This window comes from Geobacter psychrophilus, from assembly GCF_056821595.1.
Genome location: NZ_JBXDTU010000004.1, coordinates 2,859,387 through 2,882,985, shown reverse-complemented (window position 1 = coordinate 2,882,985; position 23,599 = coordinate 2,859,387). Strand labels below are relative to the sequence as shown.

Annotated in this window: 24 protein-coding genes and 1 riboswitch; of the genes, 7 read left to right on the top strand and 17 right to left on the bottom strand. The window is 58.0% G+C overall.

Translation table 11 applies throughout. The features are described 5' to 3' along the window. Window positions 1–2: 2 nt before the first annotated feature. From ACOCF6_RS15790 to ACOCF6_RS15775, 4 genes are all read left to right on the top strand, one after another. A complete protein-coding gene (locus tag ACOCF6_RS15790) occupies window positions 3–314 on the top strand; it encodes a YtxH domain-containing protein (RefSeq protein ID WP_482461291.1) in 312 nt (103 codons plus the stop codon). 61 nt (window positions 315–375) lie between these two features. Then, entirely contained in the window at window positions 376–1,272 is an 897-nt protein-coding gene (locus ACOCF6_RS15785) for a YihY/virulence factor BrkB family protein (protein ID WP_482461290.1), read from the top strand. A gap of 52 nt (window positions 1,273–1,324) precedes the next feature. After that, window positions 1,325–2,803, top strand: coding sequence for a lytic transglycosylase domain-containing protein (locus ACOCF6_RS15780; RefSeq protein WP_482461289.1), 1,479 nt, complete (start codon window positions 1,325–1,327; stop codon window positions 2,801–2,803). A 43-nt stretch (window positions 2,804–2,846) separates the two neighbouring features. Further along, window positions 2,847–3,581 carry a tetratricopeptide repeat protein gene (locus ACOCF6_RS15775; RefSeq protein WP_482461288.1) on the top strand — a complete coding sequence of 245 codons (735 nt, stop codon included), beginning with the start codon at window positions 2,847–2,849 and terminating at the stop codon, window positions 3,579–3,581. Between the two features lie 77 nt (window positions 3,582–3,658). Here ACOCF6_RS15775 and ACOCF6_RS15770 read toward each other — a convergent pair whose 3' ends face one another. Together ACOCF6_RS15770 and ACOCF6_RS15765 are read right to left on the bottom strand one after the other, a co-directional pair. Next, window positions 3,659–4,147 (bottom strand): outer membrane beta-barrel protein, encoded by a 489-nt coding sequence (locus ACOCF6_RS15770; RefSeq protein WP_482461287.1) that lies wholly within the window; start codon window positions 4,145–4,147, stop codon window positions 3,659–3,661. A gap of 182 nt (window positions 4,148–4,329) precedes the next feature. Continuing rightward, complete coding sequence (locus ACOCF6_RS15765; protein ID WP_482461286.1) at window positions 4,330–5,394, bottom strand: hypothetical protein; 1,065 nt, start codon at window positions 5,392–5,394, stop codon at window positions 4,330–4,332. Window positions 5,395–5,553: 159 nt separating this feature from the next. Between ACOCF6_RS15765 and ACOCF6_RS15760 the strand changes: the two genes are divergently transcribed. From ACOCF6_RS15760 to glmS, 3 genes are read left to right on the top strand one after another with little or no spacing between them, the layout of a single operon-like run. Next, a complete protein-coding gene (locus ACOCF6_RS15760; RefSeq protein ID WP_482461285.1) occupies window positions 5,554–7,779 on the top strand; it encodes a sensor histidine kinase in 2,226 nt (741 codons plus the stop codon). Then, window positions 7,776–8,237, top strand: coding sequence for a response regulator (locus ACOCF6_RS15755; protein WP_482461284.1), 462 nt, complete (start codon window positions 7,776–7,778; stop codon window positions 8,235–8,237). The genes ACOCF6_RS15760 and ACOCF6_RS15755 overlap by 4 nt, the downstream gene beginning before the upstream one ends. Before the next feature lie 46 nt (window positions 8,238–8,283). Continuing rightward, entirely contained in the window at window positions 8,284–10,113 is a 1,830-nt protein-coding gene (glmS, locus tag ACOCF6_RS15750; protein ID WP_482461283.1) for a glutamine--fructose-6-phosphate transaminase (isomerizing), read from the top strand. Between the two features lie 337 nt (window positions 10,114–10,450). On the opposite strand, the gene ACOCF6_RS15745 is transcribed toward glmS, so the two are convergent. From ACOCF6_RS15745 to ACOCF6_RS15675, 15 genes are all read right to left on the bottom strand, one after another. Then, window positions 10,451–10,726 carry a type II toxin-antitoxin system RelE/ParE family toxin gene (locus ACOCF6_RS15745; protein WP_482461282.1) on the bottom strand — a complete coding sequence of 92 codons (276 nt, stop codon included), beginning with the start codon at window positions 10,724–10,726 and terminating at the stop codon, window positions 10,451–10,453. Next, the gene (locus ACOCF6_RS15740) at window positions 10,726–10,980 is read right to left on the bottom strand and encodes a type II toxin-antitoxin system Phd/YefM family antitoxin (protein WP_482461281.1); all 255 of its coding nucleotides are present in this window, start codon (window positions 10,978–10,980) and stop codon (window positions 10,726–10,728) included. Before ACOCF6_RS15740 ends, ACOCF6_RS15745 begins: the two co-directional genes overlap by 1 nt. Window positions 10,981–11,079: 99 nt before the next feature. Then, window positions 11,080–11,370, bottom strand: coding sequence for a hypothetical protein (locus ACOCF6_RS15735; protein ID WP_482461280.1), 291 nt, complete (start codon window positions 11,368–11,370; stop codon window positions 11,080–11,082). A 265-nt stretch (window positions 11,371–11,635) separates the two neighbouring features. Beyond that, complete coding sequence (locus tag ACOCF6_RS15730) at window positions 11,636–12,523, bottom strand: IclR family transcriptional regulator (RefSeq protein ID WP_482461279.1); 888 nt, start codon at window positions 12,521–12,523, stop codon at window positions 11,636–11,638. Continuing rightward, entirely contained in the window at window positions 12,520–13,362 is an 843-nt protein-coding gene (locus ACOCF6_RS15725; RefSeq protein WP_482461278.1) for a HesA/MoeB/ThiF family protein, read from the bottom strand. Before ACOCF6_RS15725 ends, ACOCF6_RS15730 begins: the two co-directional genes overlap by 4 nt. A 1-nt stretch (window position 13,363) precedes the next feature. Continuing rightward, window positions 13,364–13,588 carry a MoaD/ThiS family protein gene (locus ACOCF6_RS15720; protein WP_482461277.1) on the bottom strand — a complete coding sequence of 75 codons (225 nt, stop codon included), beginning with the start codon at window positions 13,586–13,588 and terminating at the stop codon, window positions 13,364–13,366. A 4-nt stretch (window positions 13,589–13,592) separates the two neighbouring features. Next, entirely contained in the window at window positions 13,593–14,141 is a 549-nt protein-coding gene (locus tag ACOCF6_RS15715) for a hypothetical protein (protein ID WP_482461276.1), read from the bottom strand. A gap of 32 nt (window positions 14,142–14,173) precedes the next feature. Beyond that, on the bottom strand, window positions 14,174–14,419 hold the full coding sequence (locus ACOCF6_RS15710) for a MoaD/ThiS family protein (RefSeq protein ID WP_482461275.1): 246 nt from the start codon (window positions 14,417–14,419) through the stop codon (window positions 14,174–14,176). Between the two features lie 133 nt (window positions 14,420–14,552). Beyond that, complete coding sequence (locus ACOCF6_RS15705) at window positions 14,553–16,289, bottom strand: aldehyde ferredoxin oxidoreductase C-terminal domain-containing protein (protein ID WP_482461274.1); 1,737 nt, start codon at window positions 16,287–16,289, stop codon at window positions 14,553–14,555. A 29-nt stretch (window positions 16,290–16,318) separates the two neighbouring features. Beyond that, a riboswitch (molybdenum cofactor riboswitch) is annotated at window positions 16,319–16,435 on the bottom strand. 101 nt (window positions 16,436–16,536) lie between these two features. After that, window positions 16,537–17,970 carry a mycofactocin biosynthesis glycosyltransferase MftF gene (gene mftF / locus ACOCF6_RS15700; RefSeq protein ID WP_482461273.1) on the bottom strand — a complete coding sequence of 478 codons (1,434 nt, stop codon included), beginning with the start codon at window positions 17,968–17,970 and terminating at the stop codon, window positions 16,537–16,539. 64 nt (window positions 17,971–18,034) lie between these two features. Next, window positions 18,035–18,919, bottom strand: coding sequence for an electron transfer flavoprotein subunit beta/FixA family protein (locus ACOCF6_RS15695; protein WP_482461272.1), 885 nt, complete (start codon window positions 18,917–18,919; stop codon window positions 18,035–18,037). A gap of 77 nt (window positions 18,920–18,996) precedes the next feature. After that, a complete protein-coding gene (locus ACOCF6_RS15690; protein WP_482461271.1) occupies window positions 18,997–19,275 on the bottom strand; it encodes a ferredoxin family protein in 279 nt (92 codons plus the stop codon). After that, complete coding sequence (locus ACOCF6_RS15685) at window positions 19,272–20,570, bottom strand: FAD-dependent oxidoreductase (protein WP_482461270.1); 1,299 nt, start codon at window positions 20,568–20,570, stop codon at window positions 19,272–19,274. Before ACOCF6_RS15685 ends, ACOCF6_RS15690 begins: the two co-directional genes overlap by 4 nt. Further along, window positions 20,567–21,571 (bottom strand): electron transfer flavoprotein subunit alpha/FixB family protein, encoded by a 1,005-nt coding sequence (locus ACOCF6_RS15680; RefSeq protein WP_482461269.1) that lies wholly within the window; start codon window positions 21,569–21,571, stop codon window positions 20,567–20,569. The genes ACOCF6_RS15685 and ACOCF6_RS15680 overlap by 4 nt, the downstream gene beginning before the upstream one ends. Next, the gene (locus ACOCF6_RS15675; RefSeq protein ID WP_482461268.1) at window positions 21,571–23,532 is read right to left on the bottom strand and encodes a mycofactocin system FadH/OYE family oxidoreductase 2; all 1,962 of its coding nucleotides are present in this window, start codon (window positions 23,530–23,532) and stop codon (window positions 21,571–21,573) included. The genes ACOCF6_RS15680 and ACOCF6_RS15675 overlap by 1 nt, the downstream gene beginning before the upstream one ends. Window positions 23,533–23,599 lie beyond the last annotated feature (67 nt).

The following is a 23,599-nucleotide window of genomic DNA, read 5'->3' as shown; positions in this document are numbered from 1 at the left end:
CCATGTCAGAAGAAAAAGGAATCTGCGCAGGAACCGTACTGGTATCATTTGTTGCCGGAGCCGCCATCGGTGCCGGCCTGGCTCTGCTGTATGCGCCCAAGAGCGGATCAGAAATGCGCGAAACCATTGCTGATTTTGCCGAGGATGCCGTCGACAAGATCAAGGAATACACCAAAGAAGCCCAGGAAAAGATCAAAACCGCCATCGATGACGGCAAAGAGACCATCATCGAGAAAAAATCCATCCTTGCTTCCGCCATCGAAGCCGGCCGCGAGGCCATGAGCAAGGAAAAAGAGCGCGTTTCCACCCTCTAAGTCCGTGTAAGGTTCCTATCCACGAAGCCCACTCCGGTGGGCTTTTTTTTATGAGGCGGCCATGTATCTCACCGAGCGCCAGCAGAAGATCTGGAATACCGGCAGAAAGCTGGCCGAAAAATTCCTTACCGACCGCTGCACAACCCTGGCGTCAGCACTCTCCTTTTCCAGCATGCTCTCCATCGTGCCGTTTCTGGCAATCCTGTTCGCCATTCTCAAGGCGCTCGACGTTCACACGACCCTGGCCCCGACACTCCTCTCTAATGTAGCCGGCGGGTCTCAGGAGGTCGTTGCCAGCATCCTGCGCTACATCGACAATACCCACGTCGGTTCTCTGGGTGCTGTCGGCCTGATCACCCTGTTCCTGTCGGTCATGGCCACACTGGACAATATTGAAGAGGCTTTCAACCAGATCTGCGGGATCGGTCGCGGCAAGGCGGTCCATCACAAGCTGCGCGATTACCTGATCGTTATCTTCGGCATCCCGATGTTGATCGCCCTGGCGGTCAGTCTCACCACCACTCTTCTGCACCAGGGTGTGGCGCAGTGGTTCCTGGGACTGCCCGGTATCGGCAAGCTGCTGCTTCTGCGGCTGGTCCCATTCCTCAGTATCTGGATCGCCCTGGTCTGCCTGTACTTCTTTATCCCCAACGTGCGGGTACGCCTCCGGCATGCGCTGACAGGCGGCCTGATTGCCGGCACGGCCTGGCAGGCCGCCCAATGGACCTTCATCCATTTTCAGCTGGGGGTCTCACGCTATAACGCCATTTACGGAACCCTGGCTCTGCTGCCAGTTTTCATGATCTGGATCTACACCAGTTGGATCATCGTCCTGGCCGGCATGGAAATTGTCTGGCACATTCAACAAAAAGCTTCTGCGACGATCCGGCCAGCAGCAGGCACTAACGGAGACATCACCCCTGAGATGCCCGCACAGCAAGGGCTTTCGCACGATTGACTTTCCGCAGCAACTCCTCTATACTTCCCTGACTTTAATATCAGGATATTGAATGAATTATTGCGCAGTCATCATAGCTCTGTTGCTGTACAGCCTGCCGGCAGCGGCAACGGAAGCGACTCAGGCACTCCTGTCAGAGCTCACACGCCCGAATGCACCGCTCATGGCTGCAGTCGAGGTACCTGCGCTCGTCCCGATGGACGAAGCGGCAGATGCCCGCGACCAGCCCGCCGGACCGGTCGCGGAGCTGTTCACCATCGAAGAACTGAAGGGCACACCTGCTGACGCCGCCGAGCTTGACCTGCCCGATGTGGAACTGCCCCTGTCCGACATACCGCTGGCACTCAACAGCAAGGTCGAATACTTCCTGTACTATTTCCAGACCAGCGGCCGGCAATCCTTTTCCCGCTGGCTTTCCCGCTCATCCCGTTACATCCCCATGATGAAGGAGATCCTCAAGCGTGAGGGCATGCCGGAAGATCTGGTCTACGTGGCCATGATCGAGAGCGGCTTTCAATTGCATGCCCGTTCGTGGGCCAATGCCGTAGGTCCCTGGCAGTTCATCTCTGACACGGGACGACGCTATGCCCTGCGCATTGATCAATGGGTCGATGAACGCAAGGACCCGGTCAAGGCGACAACCGCAGCCGCCCTCTACCTGAAAGAGCTGTACGGGATGTTCAAGGGAGACTGGTACCTGGCAGCCGCCGGCTACAACGCCGGCGAGAACAAGATCCTGCGCGCCATCAATATGTACAACACCAGTGACTTCTGGGAAATCTCCCGCGGCTCCTACCTCAAACGGGAAACCAAGGAATATGTACCCAAACTGCTGGCAGCCGCCATCATCGCCAAGGACCCCGCCCGCTATGGTTTTTCGGATATCGCCTATCTGCCGGCCATTGAGTTCGAGACCGTAAAGATCCCCTCGCGCACAGACCTGGAGCTGATAGCAAAGCTGTCCGGAACAACCTACGAGACCATCCGGGAGCTCAATCCGGACCTGCGTCACTGGTGTACCCCGCCCAATTACCCGGACTACGACCTCAAACTGCCCAAAGGCACAAAGCAACTCTTCGAACTCGAATATGCAAAGGTGCCTGAGGACAAGCGCTTCACCGAAAAGGTTCTCTATACCCATTACCATGCCGGAAAAAGGGATTCTCTCAAGGGCATTGCCCGCAGATTCAGCACAACTCCTGCGGCATTGTCTGAGCTGAACGGTCTTTCCCAAAAAACCCGCATTGCCGGCAAGACACTGGTCGTACCGATTCGGCAGACCGTGAATTTCAGCCATGAAGGGCGGACGTCACAGGCAGCAGCGAAAAAGGGCAACTTCGCCAAATACTACGTCGTGAAGAAGGGTGACACCCTGGATCAGCTTGCCAAACGCTTCAATGTTTCCACCAAACTGCTCTCGACCTGGAACAACCTGAAAAACAGGGTTGCCCTTAAACCGGGACGACGTATCATTATCGCCAAATTCATTGAAAAAAACGGGCAGATGGTTCCCTCCGGGGAAAAAAGCTGATTCTACCCGCATGCCTGCTACACAATCATGAAAGGAAGTCCTGATGTATAATCTTCTTATCTCTGCAGGTGCCGCAGTGGCAGTGCTGCTGATCCTCCTGTTCGGTTTCAAGCTGGTCTGGTGGGGATCGCTGATGATCACCCTAGTTGTATTTATCGGCGTTTTCCTGCTGTTTTCCCGGATCACCATGAAAAAGGTGACAACTGCCCTGGAAACGGCCGGCAAGGACCTGCAGGGACAGCGCTTCGAGAAGGCAGTCCGTGAACTGAAGGACGCCTTGAAATACGGCAAATGGCAAATTTATGTCGAGGGACAGCTTAATGCCCAGATCGGCATGATCTACTACATGAAGCGCGATTTTTCAAACGCCTTCCCCTTCCTGGAAAAGGCCTTCTTCAAAAACTGGGCCGCCATGGGCATGCTGGGCATCTGCTACATGAAGCGCCAGAAGAAGGACAAGATGATGGCAACCTTCGAAAAAGCGCTCCAGTGGACCTCAAAGGAGTCGCTGTTCTGGAACCTGTACGCCTACTGCCTGGTGGAATGCGGCGAGACCAGCAAGGCAAAAGAGACTCTGGAAAAGGGACTCAAGAAAATGCCGGGAGATGCCAGCATCAAGGAGAATCTGGAGAACCTGCAACAGGGAAGAAAGATGAAGATGCGCCACTTCGGAGACCAGTGGTACCAGTTCCATCTGGAAAACATGGCAGCCATCCAGAAACACCAGATGGCGTCAATGGGCGGCCGCATGCAGCGCCGCATGACAGCCAGAAAATAGCCGCTGAACATAAAACTTGCAAAAAAGGCCGTCACGTTCGACGGCCTTTTTTACGTCTTGATGATCCCTGTCAGGGGCTAGAATTTAATCCCGACCCCGCCGGCCAGAAAATCCAGGTCCCCGCCGTTAAACTGATGGCGATATTCAACATTCAAAAACAGCGGGATCGGCAGCGGACTGATGTTGGCCCCGGCAAAGGCAACTGGAGAACCGGTAGCGCTATGGTTTTTATGGAAGATAAAGGCCTGACCGAGACCTGCATACGGCTGAATGATTGGAATCGGGATGTGGACTTTGAACAGGGCCGTAATCGGATACGATTCTTCCCGTCTGAAGGATCCCAGGTTCCTGTGGTCCGCCGCTGAATACGCCAGGGTTGCGCCGACCGAAACCAGGCGGTTGATGTACAGGTCGCCAAAGGCCTCGTAGAACTCGCTGTTCTTGATGATCTGGCTGTCACTGTTGATTTCGCCTCCGGCGCGGACCCCGACAGCGATGGAATCAGCAGCTGCTGCAGTGACTGCCATGGACATAATGGCCAACAGGGTAATGATCGTCTTTTTCATACGTTTCTCCTTTTTTTAGTAAGTTAGAAATTTTCTACGAATTTCAGAAGATTTTGTTAACGCACTTATCCCGATTTCGGGGCAGTAAGTTAGAAATTTTCTATGAATTTCAGAAAATTTCGTTAACGCACCTAACCCGCGTAGCAGGAGGTGCGATATACGTGCAGTGACCGGTTATCAGATCACCCCACCGCCTCAGCGCTGATAGCGCGCATGGCATCGAATACGACCGCATCGTATTTGTCCTGGCTGATAGCCAATGCAACCGCAGGCATCTTGAGCAGCGACTTGATAAACGCAAAACGGAGGTCGCGCGGCAGGATTGCTATGTACGCCACCAGGTTCTGTTCCTGATCCGCCGACAGTGCTGCTGCCCCCTGCAGCGTAGCGGTCAGATCGTTGATGGTGGCAGCCTGCAGGTCGTCACGCTGGGCAGCGGCCTTGTCTGACACATCTGCCCAGGCGTTGAGCACCTGGTCAGCGCTCAGGGGCCGATGGCGGTGGTCAGCCAGCCAGCGCATGAACATGATGGCCGCCTCCCGGCCGATAATACCGGCATAGACCTCCATCTCCAGCTCACCGGGGAAGCGGCTGTTTTTCCGCAGAATACTGACCATCTCCCAGGCCCGTTCGGTCGGTTCCACCTGGAGATCCATCGCTGCCCCCTGCCGTGCCAGCAACCCGGAGTTCCCGTCAAGAAACTGCCGCACGCCGATATCCAGGTCGCGCTCAGCCGCATAGCGGGCCCAGCAGCTGTGGTCACTTTCCACGAACAGCATCACCATGCGATCGATCAGGGCCCGGTCAAGGGTCGCCACCTGGTAGGTTCCGTCCGGTGGATTGATCGTCACGACAACCTTGTGCCGGGCGGCCAGCCGGTGGGTGTGCAGGCCCCGCAGCTGCCCCTCAACCGGAGGCTCCACAAACTGGAAGATCGCCTGGAGGGTGTCCTCCTGCTGGGCTCGATTGAGCTCATCGCAGTGCACAACCGTTGGCGGGTCATCGTCGGCCGGCCACCATGACGGCCGCGACCAGTGCATGATCCCCCCTTCGCGATAGGGGATACCCACCAGGTCACCCACCTCCATCTGCCCCAGACGCAACGCAACATAGCGCCAGCCGGCTTCACGACAGACCTGGATGATACCGGCCGTCTTGCCGACCCCGCGATGCCCCACCACGCAGGGCGTCAGATCGGTTCTGGCCAGCATTTCCTTTAGAACAAGTTTCATTTGCTCGATATTCACACGGATGAACCTCCAACGTCTCTGTCGGAATGATAGCCGCAATTGGCGGGCAATTCAAGACCGAAGTTGTCTTTTGCTGTTTTCCGGGCGAATCGGCTTACCCTGCACCGTAAACTATGGTATATGAATTGTTCTGGATACCGCATTCGGGAGACGTGGGTGAGTGAACCAAGGGGAAAACTGACACTGGACAGCAGGAATCTCCTCCTGCTGCTCTGCCTGCTGGCAGCGGGCTTTGCCGGCAATTTCCTGGCGCTGCGCCTGTTCACCGGCTTCAACTATCTCTTCGGCAGCATCGCCACCCTGCTGACCGTCCGGCTGTTCGGCATACGCTGGGGCCTGACCGTCGCGGCCATCTCATCTTCCTGGACGATCGTGCTGTTCGGGCACCCCTACGCCATGATCTGGCTATGCGCCGAAGCGGCCTTCGTAGGATACCTGCTGCGCCGCGGCACAACCCGGAACATCATCCTGTATGACGCCATCTACTGGCCGCTGCTGGGCGTGCCGCTGATCTGGATCTTCTTTCAGTACGTCATGCAGGTGCCGTTAATGGGTACCGTGGCAGCCATATTGATGTACTGGGTAATCGGCATTACCAATGCCCTGGCCGCCAGCCTGCTGATGAGTTTTTTCCCCCGGCTGCTGGACATCGGTGCCGGGAATACGCCTTGTACGGTGCCCATCCACACCATGATCTTCAACCTGATGATGGCAACGGTGTCTATTCCCGCCGTAATTGTCATGGTGGTCCAAGGCAGGGAGGTGGATCGGCGCTGCTCGCATGACCTGTTCGACGGGCTTGAGGGCAGCTCGCGGATTGCGGTCTATGAGCTGAGGCTCAGGATGCAGCTGCAATCCGCCGGACTGACCGCGCGGGAATTCACGGCCCACCGGACGGCATCCATCCGGGAGACTCTGAACAGCTCGCGTTTCAAGCCGCAGCATATCATCACACTGGTCGACGACAACAACAAGGTTATTGCCAGCACACATGAAGCCCGGCTCCCCTTGAGCACGTTCAACCCCTGCCCGGACGGGGTTATGTCGAGCACCGGCAGCGGGAACATCAAACTCTGCATGCCAGCTGCGTCGTCGCCTCTGCCGCTCTGGCAACGCGCACACCAATCCAGCTACAGCCTCTCGACCGTACTGGCCGGCGAAAGGCCTTGGACCATTGTGGTGGAAGCACCCTATGCACACTATCAGCGGACACTCTTCAAAGAACAGATCAATTCTCTGGCGGTGGTCCTGGCCCTGAACCTGCTGACCCTGATGACGTCGTTGGTCGCCTCCCACCGGCTGACTGCACCTCTGCGGGAAATATCCCGGCTCACAACCGATATGCCGGAGCGGCTCCTGCGGGATAAGGTCTACACCTGGCCCACCAGCATGATCGCCGAGGTCGACCAGCTGATCAACAATTTCCGGGTCATGACCGATGCCCTCAACCAGAAATTCCTGGAGATCACCTATGCCAACGAGACCCTTGAATTGCACGTTGAGGAGCGCTCACAAGAGCTGACCCGGGCGAATGATCAGTTGCAGAAGGAGATTGCCGGTCATCAACAGACCGAGCAGAAACTCGACCGTCTGATGACAGAACTGCAGCAGAAGAACAAAGAACTGGAAGGGATCATCTACGTAGCATCCCACGACCTGCGGTCGCCACTCGTAAATGTCCAGGGTTTCAGCCGCAAGCTGGCAAAAAGCTGTGATGAAATCAACCGGATCATCGCGGAGATCAACCCGGGAGAGCATGAAATGGGACTTCTGCAGCCGATTCTGCGGGAAAGTATCCCGAAGTCATTGGGTTTTATCATCGGCAGCATCGAAAAAATGGACCACCTGCTGAACGGTCTCCTGCGCCTCTCCCGACTGGGGCGAGCGGCTATCTGTTACGAAACACTTGACATACAGGCTGTCATGGCGAAAATAGTGGCATCCATGGCCTATCAGATAGAAGCTGCCAATGCGATGGTTGAGGTGGGACATCTGGCACCCTGTGTCGCTGATGAGATCCAGCTCAACCAGGTCTTCAGCAACCTGATGGATAATGCTCTGAAATACCGCTCTCCGGAGCGACCGCTGGTCATCCGGATTTTCAGCGAACTGTGCGACGAAGGGGTGCGCTACTGTTTCGCGGACAACGGCATCGGAATTCCCCCCGAACATCTGGACAGCATCTGGGAGATTTTTCATCGTGTCAACCGCAACGACACACAGGGAGAAGGCCTCGGACTCACCATGTCACGACGCATCATCGATCGTCTGGGCGGTTCCATGCAGGCAGAATCCGAACCGGGATGCGGCAGCCGCTTTTATGTAACGCTGCCGGCGCCTCCCTTGACAGAGGTACAGGAAAATGAGGTACACACGGCATGATCACGAGACAAAATAATGATGCCACCATCCTGATTGTCGAGGATGATGACGGCCATGCCGAGTTGATCAGGGACAATCTGCAGGAGACCGGGGTCACCAACCCGATCATCCGTCTCAGCAATGGACAGGCCGCACTGGACTTCTTCTACGGGCCATCCAACGGCAGCGGGCCCCACCGGCAGCGCGGACACTCCTACCTGATGCTGCTGGATATCCGCATGCCCGGGGTAGATGGCATCGAGGTACTCAAACGGATCAAGGGGGACCCTGAGCTGCGGATTATACCGATCATCATGCTGACGACCACGGATGACCCCCGCGAAATCCAGAACTGCTTCAGCCTGGGATGCAACGGCTATATCACCAAGCCGGTCGATTACATGAGGTTTTCGGAGGTACTGGCCCGTCTCGGCCTGATGATCATGGAAATGCAGGTACCGCATCTGCAGGGGAACTAGCACCGTCTAACTTACTAAGATACAAAATCAACCGGAGGAATACTGAATGTGCGGAATTGTTGGATATATCGGTGGACAGCAGGCCACCCCCATCATCCTGGAAGGCCTTAAGAAACTTGAATACCGCGGCTACGATTCGGCCGGCATCGCAACGCTGGAATCGGGCGAATCCGGAATCCGGCGCAGCGAAGGCAAACTGGTCAACCTGGAGAACCTGCTGCAAGCGCAGCCCTTATCCGGCGTCATCGGTATCGGCCACACCCGCTGGGCGACCCACGGCCGGCCATCCGAGATAAATGCCCATCCCCACAAGGCCGGGTCGATTATCGTGGTTCATAACGGCATCATTGAAAACTACCTGCAACTGAAGGAACAACTGAAACAATCGGGTCATGTGTTCAAAAGCGATACCGATACGGAGATCATTGCCCACCTGGTGGAGGAAAAGCTCAAAACCGCGCCAGGATTCGAGCAGGCGGCGCGCCAGGCGCTGGCTGAATTGCAGGGTGCCTATGCGGTCTGCATACTCAATGAACAGGAAGCCGGCACCCTGATCGCCGCCAAACTGGGCTCGCCGATGGTCGTCGGGCTGGGCCAGGGGGAATTCTTCGTCGCCTCGGACATCCCTGCCATCCTGGCCCACACCCGCGAGATGGTCTTCATGGAGGATGGGGAGATGGCCGTCTTCCGCGATGGCGCGGCAAGCTTCTCCACCATCAGCGGCGCGCCGCTGGAAAAAACGCCCCGCCACATTGACTGGTCGCCGATGATGGCCGAAAAGGGGGGCTACAAGCACTTCATGCTGAAAGAGATCCACGAACAGCCCCGGGCGGTGCGCGACACCATCGCCGGCCGGCTGCTGGAGGGAGAAGGTGATGTGTACCTGGGCGACCTGGCATTCAGCGACCGTCAGCTGGCATCCGTCAAGCGCATGGTGATCATCGCCTGCGGCACCTCCTGGCACGCCGCACTGGTCGGCAAGTTCTACCTTGAGGGCTACTGCCGCATCCCGGTCGAGGTCGACATCGCCTCCGAGTTCCGCTACCGCAACCCGGTCATTGACGACAACACCCTGGTGATGGTCATCTCCCAGTCAGGCGAAACCGCCGATACCCTGGCGGCCCTGCGGGAAGCAAAATCCCGCGGCGCCATGGTCATGGCGGTCTGCAACGTGGTGGATTCCTCCATTGCCCGTGAAGCCGGCAATGTGATCTACACCCACGCCGGCCCGGAAATCGGGGTGGCCTCCACCAAGGCCTTCGTCACCCAGCTGACCGCCCTGTACCTGTTCACCATCCGCCTGGGACGGGCCAACTGCACTCTGGACGCCGCCTCCGGCCATCGCATGATCATGGCGCTCAAAAAGGTGCCGGCCCTGCTGGAAGAGTCCCTCAAGCTGAACGCTGTCACGGAAAAGATTGCAAAGAAATACATGAATGCCCGTGATTTCCTGTACCTGGGGCGCGGCAAGAACTTCCCGATCGCCCTGGAAGGGGCGCTCAAACTCAAGGAGATCTCCTATATCCACGCCGAAGGGTATCCGGCCGGGGAGATGAAGCACGGCCCGATCGCCCTGATCGACGAAGACGTTCCGGTGGTGATGCTCGTGCCGAAAAACAGTGCCTACGAAAAGACCGTTTCCAACATGGAGGAGGTCATTGCCCGCAGCGGTCGTGTGATCGCCCTCTGTTCCGAAGGGGATGATGATATCTGCGGCCGGGCCGAGGATATCATCAGCATCCCTACGCTGGACGAGGACCTGGACCCGCTGCTGCTGTCGGTGCCGCTGCAGCTGCTGGCCTACCATATAGCGGTGTTGAAGGGCACTGACGTGGACCAACCCAGGAACCTGGCGAAGAGTGTTACCGTGGAGTAGTTTTGTTGTGTGGTACTGAGGGTTGTAGCCGTAAAATAAAGTTGGATACTGAAAAATAAAGTCGGATACTCGGAAATAAAGTTGTGAACTGGAAAATAAAGTTGAATACTGAAAGAACTTTTCAGGCACACAAAGCAAAGGCCACTTTCAAAAAGAAAGTGGCCTTTGCTGATTTCCGCCGTTTGTTTAGATCATTGTATGATGCAATATGCGGGCGTTGCATGCGGGTATGCAAGAGTTGTTTGGTTCGCAGGTCGGTTTGCATATAGCCGAGGGAAAAACACCCTATCGGGGGTTAGCGTTCCAACAATCCCAATTCATTTACACATCGAATAGATCAATACACACTATCGTGGTCGCCAACGTTTACCGGAATAATTTCCTGATCTTTTAGCAGAAACTCAAGAGTGATACGGTAGGACAGGTTGATTGAGACCGAATGCAATCCGGAAAGTCGCCCGGACAGCGGATGCAGGCGCAATGAAGAATGGTACGGGTTGGCTTCCAGTAATTGCAGAGTCTTCAGATACTGTTTTTCCAGTTCCGGGTGGCACCTTAGAAAATGCAGGGCACGTTTTTCGTACTGCTCGGTAAATACCAGGGACCAGCTCATCACGCGGCCTTTAGACGGGCAAGATGATCTTCTGCGCTCCCTTTGACAAAGCGCCCTTCTGCAAGATCGGCACGGGTCTGGGCCAGAGCTGATTCCAGTTCGCATTCACGCAGGTAATGATAATGGTCCATATCCATAACCACAAACCGCTCCTTGCCGCGAACGGAAATTACTGCTTCCGGTTGAGTGGCAAGCATGGCTTCAATTACAGAAACCCCTTTAATTTTAAGATCATTGGCAGATATCTGCGGCATAACCAACCCCCTTGGCATTCTTTATAACACATTTAACCATGCGGTAAAGAGTATTGTCAACAGTGTTGTCTACGCCGTACCGGAATTCGTACGGCAATCTCAGGTCTTCGGTTCGGTACGGGTAATCCTGGTGGCGAGATTCAGACCGAGCAGGTTCCGCGCTTCCACCATCGCAGTCGTAAAACCACCCTTGACGGCATCATGGATCACGATGGGCTCCCCCTCTTCATCCCATGGCCAGCCGGTCCGTACAATAGTAATCAACAGAGTCTCAAGCGCGTCCGCCTTTTTGACCAACTCGGCGTACTCGTTCTCCATTTCGGCCAGAAGTGACGGGTCAAATCCATTCGTCTGCAGATTGTATTTGAGTCTTGCCAGTGCATTCGGCACAGTGCCCTCCAGATAACGGTTGGAATTCCTGATGAACTCCCATTTTCTTCTCCGTGGAAGAACCGGGGAGTTTTACTAGATTACCTTATTTAATTGCAGAGAAGTACAGTTTGTCATCCGTTACGGGGCATTACTTGAAAGAGGATTAATTCTGATCTGAATGCAGAAAAGTCCTCACGATTGTGGGGACTTTTTCCGTTACAGCTTCCGATGCAGCGCAGCACCGCTGATTATCCGCGCATTTTTCCAATTGCAGCGTCCTGCATCAGCAATAGTTTTTTACACCGTCGAGTGAAAACGGCGCTGCCTCGAGCTTTCTTGTTTTTCTCTTCGGCTTGGTCGTTTGCAGGCTGACCTGGGTGAGTGCCTCCTCCGTCCGGCAATATCCCAGAGAACTGGAGAGACGCTCAGCGCTTTGACAGACAAGCGGCAGCAATTCATTTTTGAGCCGGGAACCCGCCAGACGCATCTCCGGACCCAATATGCTGAGCGCTCCGATGATGACGCCGTGCGAGTCAAACACAGGTGCAGCGATCTCCATGACACCGGCATCGTGCTCCTGGTCATCAATGGCGTAGCCTTGCTGCACCACCCTGTTCAGCTCAAGCAGCAACAGGGCAGGATCAGTAATTGTTCTGGGGGTCAGCGCCTTCATTTCAGAGCCGGACAACAGCTCCATCTGTTTGTGCGGATCCAGGAAAGCCAGCTGGACTCTCCCCGCAGCCGTGCAGTACAGCGGCCGGCTGCTGCCGACCCGTTGTGCCACTCGTACCGGCAGGTCTGATTCCACACCGTCCAGACAAAATGTGTAGCGGTCCTTGATAATCGAGAAATAGCAGGTTTCATGGCACTGCTGCTTGAGATCATTCAGAAAGGGACGGGCAAGGTTTGTAAAATCAATCAAGCGGGTTGCGACCTGTCCGAGTGCCCTGGTCTTGATCCCCAGCCGGTATTTGCCGGTAGAATTGTTCATTTCGATATAATTTTTTGCCTTCAGGGTTGCAACCAGTCGAAACACATTGTTTTTCCGCAGGTTCAGACGATTGCTCAAATCGGTGATACCAAGCTCTGCATCGCCTACCTGGAACTGCTCAAGCAGATCCAGGGCTCGCGATACAGTCTGAATTATGTAATTTTCCGCTACTGCTTTCATGCCGTTTCCCTGTCATCTCCTAGTAAGTTAACTACCTGTATCTCCATTGAATATAGATCCACTATCAATTGCCGCCCCCGCAGCGTCGGCCCCTGGCCGGTCAGCAGCTTGCAGACTTCGGCGGCCTCCAGACTGGCTACCAGGGCGGGGGTAAAGGAGGGATTTCCCAGTGTCTCTTCAACACCCTTGCCGGATTTCCAGGAGCGGTACATGCTTCGCAGCGTATCGTCGCCCGGGTGCTGGGTGGTCACATGCCCGAACCACCCGGCAATGGCGCCATGCACCAGCGGGATCTTCAGGGCAGTGCAGACATCCGCCAGTTCCAGGCGGACTTGTATGCTGTCGAGTGCATCAACCACTACCCGGCATCCGCCAAGCAGCTCCGTCCCGTTTTCAGGAGAAAAGGCGGCCAGAACCGGGACCAGGGTGACCGCGGGATTGATGTCGTTCACACGCTTGAGTGCCGCTGTTACCTTGGGCTGCCCCAGATTGGCCGGCGAGCTGTACAGCTGGCGGTTCAGGTTATGCTCTTCGAACACATCCGGATCAATGACAACGATCCTGCCGACCCCCAGACGGGCCAGTTCCTCTACAACGTAGCCACCCAGACCGCCGCAACCGATCACGGCCACACTGCTGCGGAACAGGGCCAACTGGTCGCCGACGGATAATGCCTTGCGATTGCGCTGATAACGGGCCGGCAGCAGGTCCCTTTCCAGGGCCGTCTCTTCCACCTGTGCCAGGGATACGCCGAAACGCTCTGCCGCCTCGACCTGGCTGTTCCAGGAAAGCAGCTGGTTTTCGGCATGATCGCGCACGAAAATCGGCAGCGTCTCCATGTCACCCCCCGCCCAGGAGCGGAAAGAGCGCCAGGCTGTCCCCTTCAACCAGTACGCGCTCCAGCTTGACATGGCGGTTGTTGACCATCATGATCCCCAGCTCTGCGAGCGGCAGCTTCAGGCTGTCAGCCACGTCCGCCACAGTGGTTCCGGCCGGATACTCTCTGATCTCAATGTCAAAACGTCCCGCGCGAAATGAAGCAAACAGTTTTACGGTTACGTGCATAGTCTCACTCACTGAATAAAGCTGTCAGGAATACCGGTTCTGTGAAATCAGGGGTTTCATCCCGCCGGCCGGGGATATTTTTAAGCAGATCGGACAGTTCACCAGGCTCCAGGATCAGACCTTTCGACAGAACGAGCGGCCCGAGTTCAGCCAGCAGCAGGTTGAAGAGCTTCAAACGGACGGTCCCGCACTCACCTACCGTTGATACATTATGCTCCAGGTGGCTGATACCCTGGCGCAGTGCGGCATAGAACCCTCCCCGCCGCATGGTGGCACCGACCAGTCCCGGCATGGCAGCCGACAGGGTTACACGGGAACCATCCTGTATTGTGGTGCGTTCGAGATCATCCACGGGACGGTTATCAATAAAAATGGTGGTGATCCGGTCGGTGACATAATCGGCAGGAATGGCAAACTGATCGCACAGCAGGCTTTTCAGGGTGCAGCCGACCATGGCCGGAACCGAGACACCCTTCTGGAGCAACGGGAAAAAGATATTCAGCTGGTCCGGCTCAAGATTCAGGTGCAGTCGTGCCTGGTGTGCGTCCTCCATCAGCTTGTCTCCATACCTTCAAGAATGCGACCCTATCCTCCGCCGATCGGCGGGAATAGCGCGACCCGGTCACCGTCGCTCAGGACCATCTCCTCCGACTCTCCATGATTGTTGACCATTACCAGCAGAGGAACGGCCGGGTCAATGCCCAGCAGATCCCTGAGCTGACGGACGGTGATGTTGTCCGGAAACTCATTCTTAAACTCTCTCTGTCCGTGGCCGGAAAGCATCGGGTTGCTGCAGATCAGGCCGGCGAACAAAGCGATATCCAATACCATAAGTGCCCCTGAGGCGTTCAGATTTGTGTCAGGTCGGCCCCGCCCACAGGGACTCCGCGGAGGTGTAGCAGCGCTACGCCGCACAAAGGAGTCCCGAGGACAGGGCCGAGATGGCGCACATATGGACGCCGAACTACCAGTTGAAGACTTCGTCCAGTTCCTCGTCCTTCATCATAAAGGTCTGGTTGTGGGGCGCGATCGGCTCGGTGTAGAAAAAGCGCGGCAGTCGGTCATCGTGCTTGGTGAAACCGGCCCGGGTGTTGAAATCACGCTCGGCGGAAAGCACCTTCTTGCCCAGCGCCACAACGTCGTCGCCGGTCATGGTGATGCCATAGAAGGCACCGAGCATATCCAGCAGCGCCTGGAAGGTCTCCGGCTGATCCAGGATCGCAAAGGCGATGAACAGGCACATACCGGTAGAGTCGATGGCGGCCGTGGCGATCTGCAGGTTGCGCGACAGCTCGATCTGACCTTCAGTCTTAAGCGGATCCACGTCTCCGCCGACCTTGAGGATGTTGGTGGCGATGGCGTAACCGGCGGTATGGTCGGCGCCCTGGGTGGTGGTTGCATAGGTGACGCCGATACCCTGAACAGCGCGTGGATCATAGGCCGGGAGCGCCTGATTCTTGACGACCGGTACCCGCTCGACACCGAAGACCTTGCCGGTGATTCCCGCGCCACTGCCGAGTACGCACCCCAGCGGAGTCCCCTTGCCAACTTCCTCCAACAGGCGGATTGCACCGGCTTCATCACCAAACTCTGCCAGCCCGGCATCCATGGCAACACCGATGGTGACACCCATTTCTATGGTGTCGACACCGAAATTGTCGTCCATGTAGTCCATCTGGGCGATGGCATCCAGATTCGAGATGCCGCAGTGCCCGCCGTGCGACCAGACAGTTTCATACTCCGGCTGCTTGGTGAGGTATTTGCCGTCCTTGTCGTTGTAGATACCGGAGCACTGGATGACGCAGCCGCGATGGCAGCCGTGGGTGGCGGAACCGCCCCGTTTGATTTCCAGTTCGGCCTGGGCTTCGCCGCTGATCTTGGAACCGCCTTCAAACTGGCCGGTTTTGAAGTTGTTGGTCGGATAACCACCAGCTTCGTTCAATACGTTGGTCAGGACGTTGGTGCCATAGGCCGGCAGACCTTCGCCGGTAACCGGGTGCTTGCGCAGGCCTTCGACGAACTTGCGGTTGGCGTCGCGGAACTTTTCCAATTCTTTGGCAGGACGCATCTTGCAGCCGGCGTCGTCAAGGATGATCGCCTTGACCCGCTTGGCGCCCATGACCGCTCCAACGCCGCCGCGGCCGCAGTGGCGGGTGGGACGCAATTCAGGGTCGGTGCAGGCGATGGAGGCGGCCAGCAGCTTGCGCTCCCCGGCCGAACCGATGGTCATGTAGGCCACCTTGTCGCCATACTCCTCACGCAGTTTGGCTACCAGCGGGTAGTTGTCCATCAGCTTGAGGCTGTTGTCCACAATGACCTGGATGCCGTCCTTGTTGATAATAATTTTATAGAGGTCGTTGCCCTCCGGCTTCCCTTCCAGGATGACGGCGGCGTAGCCGAGCCTGGCCAGCACCTGGGCCGCCTGGCCGCCGGCGTTGGACTCCTTGATGGTGCCGGTCAGCGGGCTTTTGCAGCCGACCGACAGCCGGCCGGTCATGGAGCCGGTGGTGCCGCTGAGCATACCGGGGGAGATCACCAGTTTGTTCTCGGCACCCAGCGGGTGGGCCAATGGATGTACCTCGGCGGCAACCACCAGAGAGGTCATCGCCCTGCCGCCCAACCCGGCATATTCACCCAGGTCGCCAACGGTTACCTTCGGGCCGCCTGCAGCCCCCATGTCAATCCGAGCAATCTTGTCCATACCTGTTCTCCTTCCCTTTGTTCTGTGGCGGGCACAGTTGAAATTCTCCTTTTCAAAGGAAGGCTGCACCGTTTCCCGCGCAACCCAATGGCCAGACGCCGTGGGATAGATCCTGTAGGCGATGAGGCTCGGAGTAAGATACTATTATACTAAATGTTTCTGAATTGAGCCAGCTTCATATCAACCCCCCTGACCAGGCGCCCCATGACCAACAAATCATGTTTTATTTACCATGTTTTGCTGTCAACTAGGCCGGCAATTCCGCCTGACTGAGGATGTGCACCTTGTAGGAGGCGAAACATTTCCGGTTGAGACAACCCCAGAATACCCCGCTGCCATAGGCAAGCTGCTCCAGAAGGTAGATGCCGGTGAAAACGGGAAACGACAAGGGCGGTTTTTTTACGGCGTAATCAACCCCGGCAGCGCAGGCCAGGATCAGGGCGAATACCGCCCAGAGCAGCGGCATAATCAGGGCAGAAACAATCAGCAGCACCGAATAGTAGCGCACCAGGTGATAGCAGAGGTAATACACCAGGCTCCCCGTGGCCCGCAGTCGACCGGCCAGGATTGCGCCGACGCCGATCGGCAGCCCCTGTTTACGGATCCGTACCCGAACAAGCGCTGCATCGATTGCCAGCAGCGCTCCCGCCAGCAGCAGCGGCCACCACCCGCTGAAGGGGGCCATGAGACACAGGGAGAGCAGTAAGGCCAGCAGCGGCGGGACCACCATCCGTTTGCGACGATCGGGATGCAGGATCTGCAGCATCCCCTCGGAGGTGCCGTAATCGAAACGACGGGACATGAAGGAGCGGATCGAACTGCGGTGCTCGTGCAGTACGTTTCCCGCCGGCAGGTAGGCGATGGTCCAGCCGTTGTCGCGCAAACGCCAGGTCAGGTCCACATCCTCACCGACGTGCATTTCGTCCCTGAAACCGTTTGCGCTGCGGAAGGCGGTTCGCCGGACAAGCAGGTTGCAGCTCGGCAGATAAAAGGTGTCGTCACCGCCGCTGCCCGTACGCTCTCGGGAACCGAGCGAAAGGCTGGACATGATCGATTCATAGCGGTCAATGGCCGAGGCCGTGCACATGCCGTCCACCTGCCCCCCCACCGCAGCCATGGCAAGATTGTCAAAGGCGGGCAGCAGCTCGTTCAGCCACTCCGGTGAAGCGCTGCAGTCGGAATCAATGAAGGCCAGAATCTCGCCACTCGCCTTGGAAGCGCCCACATTACGGGCAGCAGCAGGCCCTCTGCCTGTCCCGCCGGACGGCACCACCACTGCGCCGAAGCGCTGCGCCACCAGCGGGGAATCGTCGCTGCTGCCGTCATCAACCACGATTATCTGGAGTTTTTCCTGAGGATAGTTAAGAAGGGAAAGGGAGGTCAGACAGCGCTGCAGCTCGTCGGCGCGGTCCTTGACCGGGATGACAATACTGATGTCGGGTTGCGCTGCCGTCTGGTGCTGTGTGCTGCGCAGCCGTTCTACGAAACCTTTGGCGGCCAGCTGTTCCATGACGGGGACTTCGGCTGCGGTCGGGATGATCGCTGCCCCGCCCGCCCCCCGTTCAAGCAGGTCTGCCAGCGAGCGGTTGAGACGCAGCACGCAGAGCGGCGTTTTTGAAAGGAGGAATATGCCCCCGTCCCGTTCCACCAGCTCCACATGTTGCGCCAGGCGATAGTTCATCTTGAATATCCTTAGTTAGATATAGGCCGTTGAGGACAAGTGCAAACTGCAGGATGTATCACGATCATTCTGCCAACAACCCTTCTTCGCTAAAGATCCGCATGATGCCGGCGGCCGTATCATCGACCGAAAGGGTATGCACCCGCCCCTCACGGGCCTTGATGCCGCCGGAGAGCAGCGAAAGAATCCGCTCGAAGGCCGGCAGTTTCGGATCAGGTGTCACGACCCGCACCGGATCCGGGCGGGGGACACCGTAATCGGCTGCGTCCAGATAGGCGCCGCTGGCGCCGATCTCCCAGAAGGGCAGCCCCAGGTGCGCCAGATCCCAGGCCTCGATCGGAACGCTCAATGCATCCACCACCGCCTCGACCGTCGGATAGCGCGGAACCCGCACCTCCTCGAAGAGCACCGAACAGGGCAACGGGGCGGAAACAGTCTGGCGTGAACCGCGATCCGACTTGCGCTCCGCCTCTACCCATTCCTTTTTGGGGGTAAATGCAACGACCGCGGAGAGACAGGGCATGCCGGAGGCAGCAGCAGCCAGGGCCGGAGCCGGGTCATCACCCTTATCAATCATCTGGTTGCCGGTAAAAATCAGGTCCGGCACAAGAATGCTGGTGATACGCGCCAACACACGGGCGTCGGCCACTGCATCGCCACCTTCCAGGCCGTGATCCCAGAAACGGATGCCCCGGTCCGCTCCCAGGGAAAAGGCCAGGCGGATGGTGTCATCAAGACTTTCAGGTCCGATGGCAAGCACGGTCACCCGCGCTCCCAGCTGGTCCCTGAGGTGCAGCGCCTCTTCCAGGGCCGACAGGTCGGCCGGATTCGGCATACGGCGCAGGCCCCGGTCACTGATGGACGAACCGCGGGTTGTGACCCGTGCCGGTGGGCGGGGATCACTGGCTTCCCGCAGGAGAACGAGGATGTCGAGTTTATTGTTGTGCATGGATAGCTCCAAAGAAATTCTAAATTTTGAATGTTGGATTTTGGATTGAATTCAACATTCACAATTCAACATTGCCTCTACGTCATCCGGTAGGCAACCCCGAATCCTCCCCGGGGATAGCGCCAGCGGGTAAAGGCGTCACGATGGCAGACTACATAGCAGGTACCGCACTCCAGGCAGCCGTCATGAACGAAGGTCATCTTCTGATCCTCTTCCGACCAGGTGTAGCAGCGGGCCGGACAGGAGTTGACGCAGCCGCGGTTGTCACAGCTGGTGCAGATCTCGTAATTGAGAAGAATATGTGGTTCCCGGTCAATGGTGAAGCTGGTGTTGTCGAAAATCTCGTCTATGTTCACAATGCCCTCCAGGCGGTAAATGCGTCGGAGATGACGTTCTTCAGCCCGACCTTCTCCTTCACCTCCCGCAGGATCAGTTTGGGGATACTGGTCTTGGGGGTGCCGTCGATGCGATAGAGATGCTCCATCATGCTGCAGACCAGTTCCGGGTATTCATTGTAGATCCGGTTGATATGAAGCATCTTGGGGGCGTTTCTGAATCCCTTCAGATCCTTCATGACCCAGCTCAGGTCGAGCCGTTGCTTGTACTGTTTCAGCGTTTTGGCAGAAAAGTCCTGCCGTTCGTGTGCAGCGATCACCGTCCTGCCGGCCAGAATGCCGGAGTGCGAGGCCAGGTTGATCCCTTCCAGGTTGACGCCGGTGGCGTTGCAGAGCGCCGCGGCGTCGCCGGCGACCAGGATGCCGTCGCCGTACAGCTCAGGGATCATGTCATAGCCCCCTTCGGGGATGACATGGGCCGAATATTCCTGCAGCCGTCCACCCCGCACCAGCTTGGCCACCTGGGGCTGCTCCAGAAAGGCATTCAGCAGGTCATAAGGGGTCTTGCCGCTGGTGCGCAGGCTGGCCAGATGAAAGACCAGTCCGATGGAGAGTGAGTCGTAATTGGTGTAGAGGAAGCCGCCGCCGCGCACACCGCCGGTGCAGCCGACGAACTCGTTGGCAAAACCCTGGTCGCGCGCCAGGCCGAAACGGTCATCGATGGTCTCGCGCGACATATCGATCAGGGCCTTGACCCCCACCGCCATCTGGTCGGCGTTGAATTTCGGACGGCGCAGACCGGCCTTCTGGGCAGTAAACGACAGGACTCCGTCGGCGGCGATCACCACCGGGGCATGCAGCTGTCCAGTCCGCCCCTGGATGGTGACACCGGCAATTTTCCCGTCCTTGCGGATCAGGTCATCCACCGTGGAGCGGTTGATCAGGGTGGCGCCGGCCTTGACAGCCTCCTCGGCCAGCCAGCGGTCGAAGCGCGGGCGGAAAACGGTATAGCCGTTGTAGGGAGCACGGTCGAAATTGACGGTTTCGTGCTGGACATGGAAGCTGGCCTCGCCGGTCATGAAGGTGGTGCCCTTCTTGGCGATGTGGCGCTCCAGTGGTGCGCTGGCCAGGAAGTCGGGCAGGAGCTCCTCGATGGAGGTCATGCGGTGCAGGATTCCGCCGAACATGTTCTTCTCGCCCGGATAGGTACCGCGCTCAACCAGGGCCACATCCAGCCCGGCCTGGGCCATGGTCAGGGCGGCGGAAGAGCCGGCCGGTCCGGCACCGATTACGATTGCCTGATACTGTTTGCTCATGGCGCACCTCCGATCCGTGCTTTAACCTGGACCAGGAGGCGCGGCAGCAGTTCTTTGAGATCGGCCACGTACCCTTCATCCACATTGGGAAAAATGGGGGCCTTGGCATCCGTGTTGACCGCCACGATGCGGCGGGAATCCTTGATGCCACCCACATGGTGCATGGAGCCGGAAATACCCAGGGCCAGATAGAGCCGTGGTGTGACCGTGCGGCCGGTCTGGCCGACCATCCGCTCGAAACCGGTCCAGCCCAGGTCATACACCGGACGGGTGACACCGAAGGAGACATTCAGCAGCCGGCACAATTCCTTCATCTGCTCAAAGACCGTCGGATCGCACCCTTTACCGGCGCTGAAGATCACCTCCGCCTCGGTCAGGTCAACGGTCTGCGGGTCGGGCGGTATCCGGCCGATCACCGCTGAGGTGGCGCCGGTGAATGCTGCGGCAGGACGCCAGCTGGCCACAGAAGGCGAAGTGGGACGCACCGTCGGCAGGAGCACCTGGCTCAGGGAACGCAGGGGCACCGTGGCCACCAGCGGGCGGCTGCAGTCCCATGTCCTGGATTCGGCAATCCGGACCCCCAGGGCCTTGCGGGAGAGGCGGATGCCGTCCTCGCTGCTGCGGACGGTAACCAGCTCCGTCATGACGGCGGCCTGCAGCGCATGGGCAACCACCGGTGCCAGGGTTGCACCAAGGTCGTTGTGGGGAAAAACCATGACGCGCGCCAGTTCATCCTGTGCCAGTGCGGCCAGGTTTTTTCCCAGCAGCACCGGCGTGTCGAGCAGGGTCTCTCCTGCTGTTATGCAGGTAATCGTCGGGGTGCCGTAAGCGCCGAAGGCGGCCAGTTGCTGGCTGTCGGGGGCAACGGCAACAGCTACACCCCAGGGGGCGTCGAGGGTGACGGACAGGCGCGCCCCGTAGGAGAGCAGGCCCCGACCGGTCTCGTCGAGTTCGCCGTTCGGAAGATCGACAAAAACGAGGATTTTGCCGTTGATACCCATCAGATCTCCCTCCCGAGTTTATGACCTTCCCAGATGGCCATATCGACCTTGCGGGGGGCAACGCAGTCGCCGATCCGGTACAGCTCGGGCACCTTCCCCTTCAGGTTCATGTACAGGTCGTCGTCCACCTGCTGTCCCATGGCCAGGACGAGGGAATCATAGGGACCCCACTCGAACCAGACGTTGGAGTAGACGTTGAAGCCCTTGACGGTCTTGGCCCCGGCCGCGCCGCCGACTTCCATGATGGCGATGTCGGGGGTAAAGGTGACCCCCTTCTGCAGCAGGCGCTGGCGTGACGAGTACAGGTCCTGGGTCGGCCCCAGTTCTGCACAGATAAAGAGGCTGGAGGTGATCATGTCAACCTTTTTCCCCTGGTCGGCAATGAACTCGGCGGTGGCTGTGGCACGCTGGTGTCCGTCGTAGTCGATCAGGCAGACCCTCTCGCCCAGTTCGGCCTCACCGTTGAGCACCTGCAGGACATTGAAGATCGCCGGGCCATCGGCCCCGCCCACCGGGTGTTTTTTGGGGACGCTGCCGGTGGCCACGATGATCACATCCGGCTTATCGGCCAGGAGCTGATCTGCAGATGCATCCACACCGAGCTTGACGGTCACGCCGGCCTTGTCGATCTGGCTCTTTTCGTTGCGGATAATGACACCGAACTCGTCGCGGCCGGTCCCCTTCATGGCGGTTATAACCTGACCGCCCAGGGCCTCGTTGCGATCGATGAGGGTGACCTTGTGGCCGCGTCGGCCGGCCATCTTGGCGGCCCACATGCCGGCCGGGCCACCACCGACGATCGTTACTTTCTTCTTTACGCCGGCCTTTTCCAGGGTCCCTTCGCCCCACTCCTTCTCACGGCCTATGGCCGGGTTCTGCACACAGCCAAGGCTCTTGTTCATGCCGATCCGGCCGATGCAGCCCTGGTTGCAGGCGATGCAGTAGCGGATGTCGTCCAGTCTGCCTTCCTGCGCCTTCTTGGGAAGGTACGGGTCGCAGATCAGGGCCCGGCACATGCCGATCATGTCGGCCTGGCCGCTGGCCAGTACCTTCTCGGCCATGACCGGGTCGTTAATCCTGCCGGTGCAGAAGACCGGCAGCTTGATTTTTTCGCGAATGCCGGCAGCCAGCGGGATCGTGTAACCGAGTGGCGTATGCATCGAGCCTTCCACCAGGTACAGGTTGTAGAAGGTGGCGATGGAAAGGTCCATGAAATCGATCAGACCGGATGCCTCGAACAGGGCGCAGATCTCCTGGACCTGGCCCAGGTCGAGCCCGCCCGGGATCATCTCGTCGGCGCACATGCGGATGCCGAGGGTAAAGTCCTTGCCGACCGCTTTCCGCACCGCGGAGATGAACTTGAGCGGCGCCCGCATCCGGTTTTCCAGGCTCCCGCCGTATTCGTCGCTGCGGAAGTTGGTGAGCGGCGACAGGAACTGGCGCGCCAGACTGGAGTGGCCGAACTGGATCTCGACCCCGTCGAAGCCGCCCTCACGCACATGGATGGCGCTCTTGTAAAAATAGCGGGCCACTTCCTCGATGTCCTCCGGCTCCATTGCCTTGGGGGTCTCACGGAACAGGACGTCCGGAATCGGAGACGGTGCCCAGACCGGCAGCCGGGAGAGGCTGCCGTCACCCTGCTGGCCGTTGTGATTCAGCTGGGCGAAGATCTTGGAGTCGTACTGGTGCACGTAGTCGGTGATCTTCTTGAAGCCGGGAATCACCTCTGCATGGTACACGTCGATCAGCTTCTCGTAGGACATGTCAGTCGGATGGACCGTCAGTTCCTCGGTGATGACGAGACCGGCCCCTCCCTTGGCCCGCTCGCCCCAGTAGTACATCTGCTTTTCGCTGGGGAGATTGCCTATGGCCAGATTGGTCAGGTGCGGCTGGAAGGAAATGCGGTTCTTCACCTCGGTCGCACCCAGCTTAAGGGGTGAAAACAGATTCGGGAACATCATGGTGGTAGCTCCTTAATAAAATGCCTTCGTATAATTTCATCCCCCCTCCCGCACGGGGAGGGGGGAT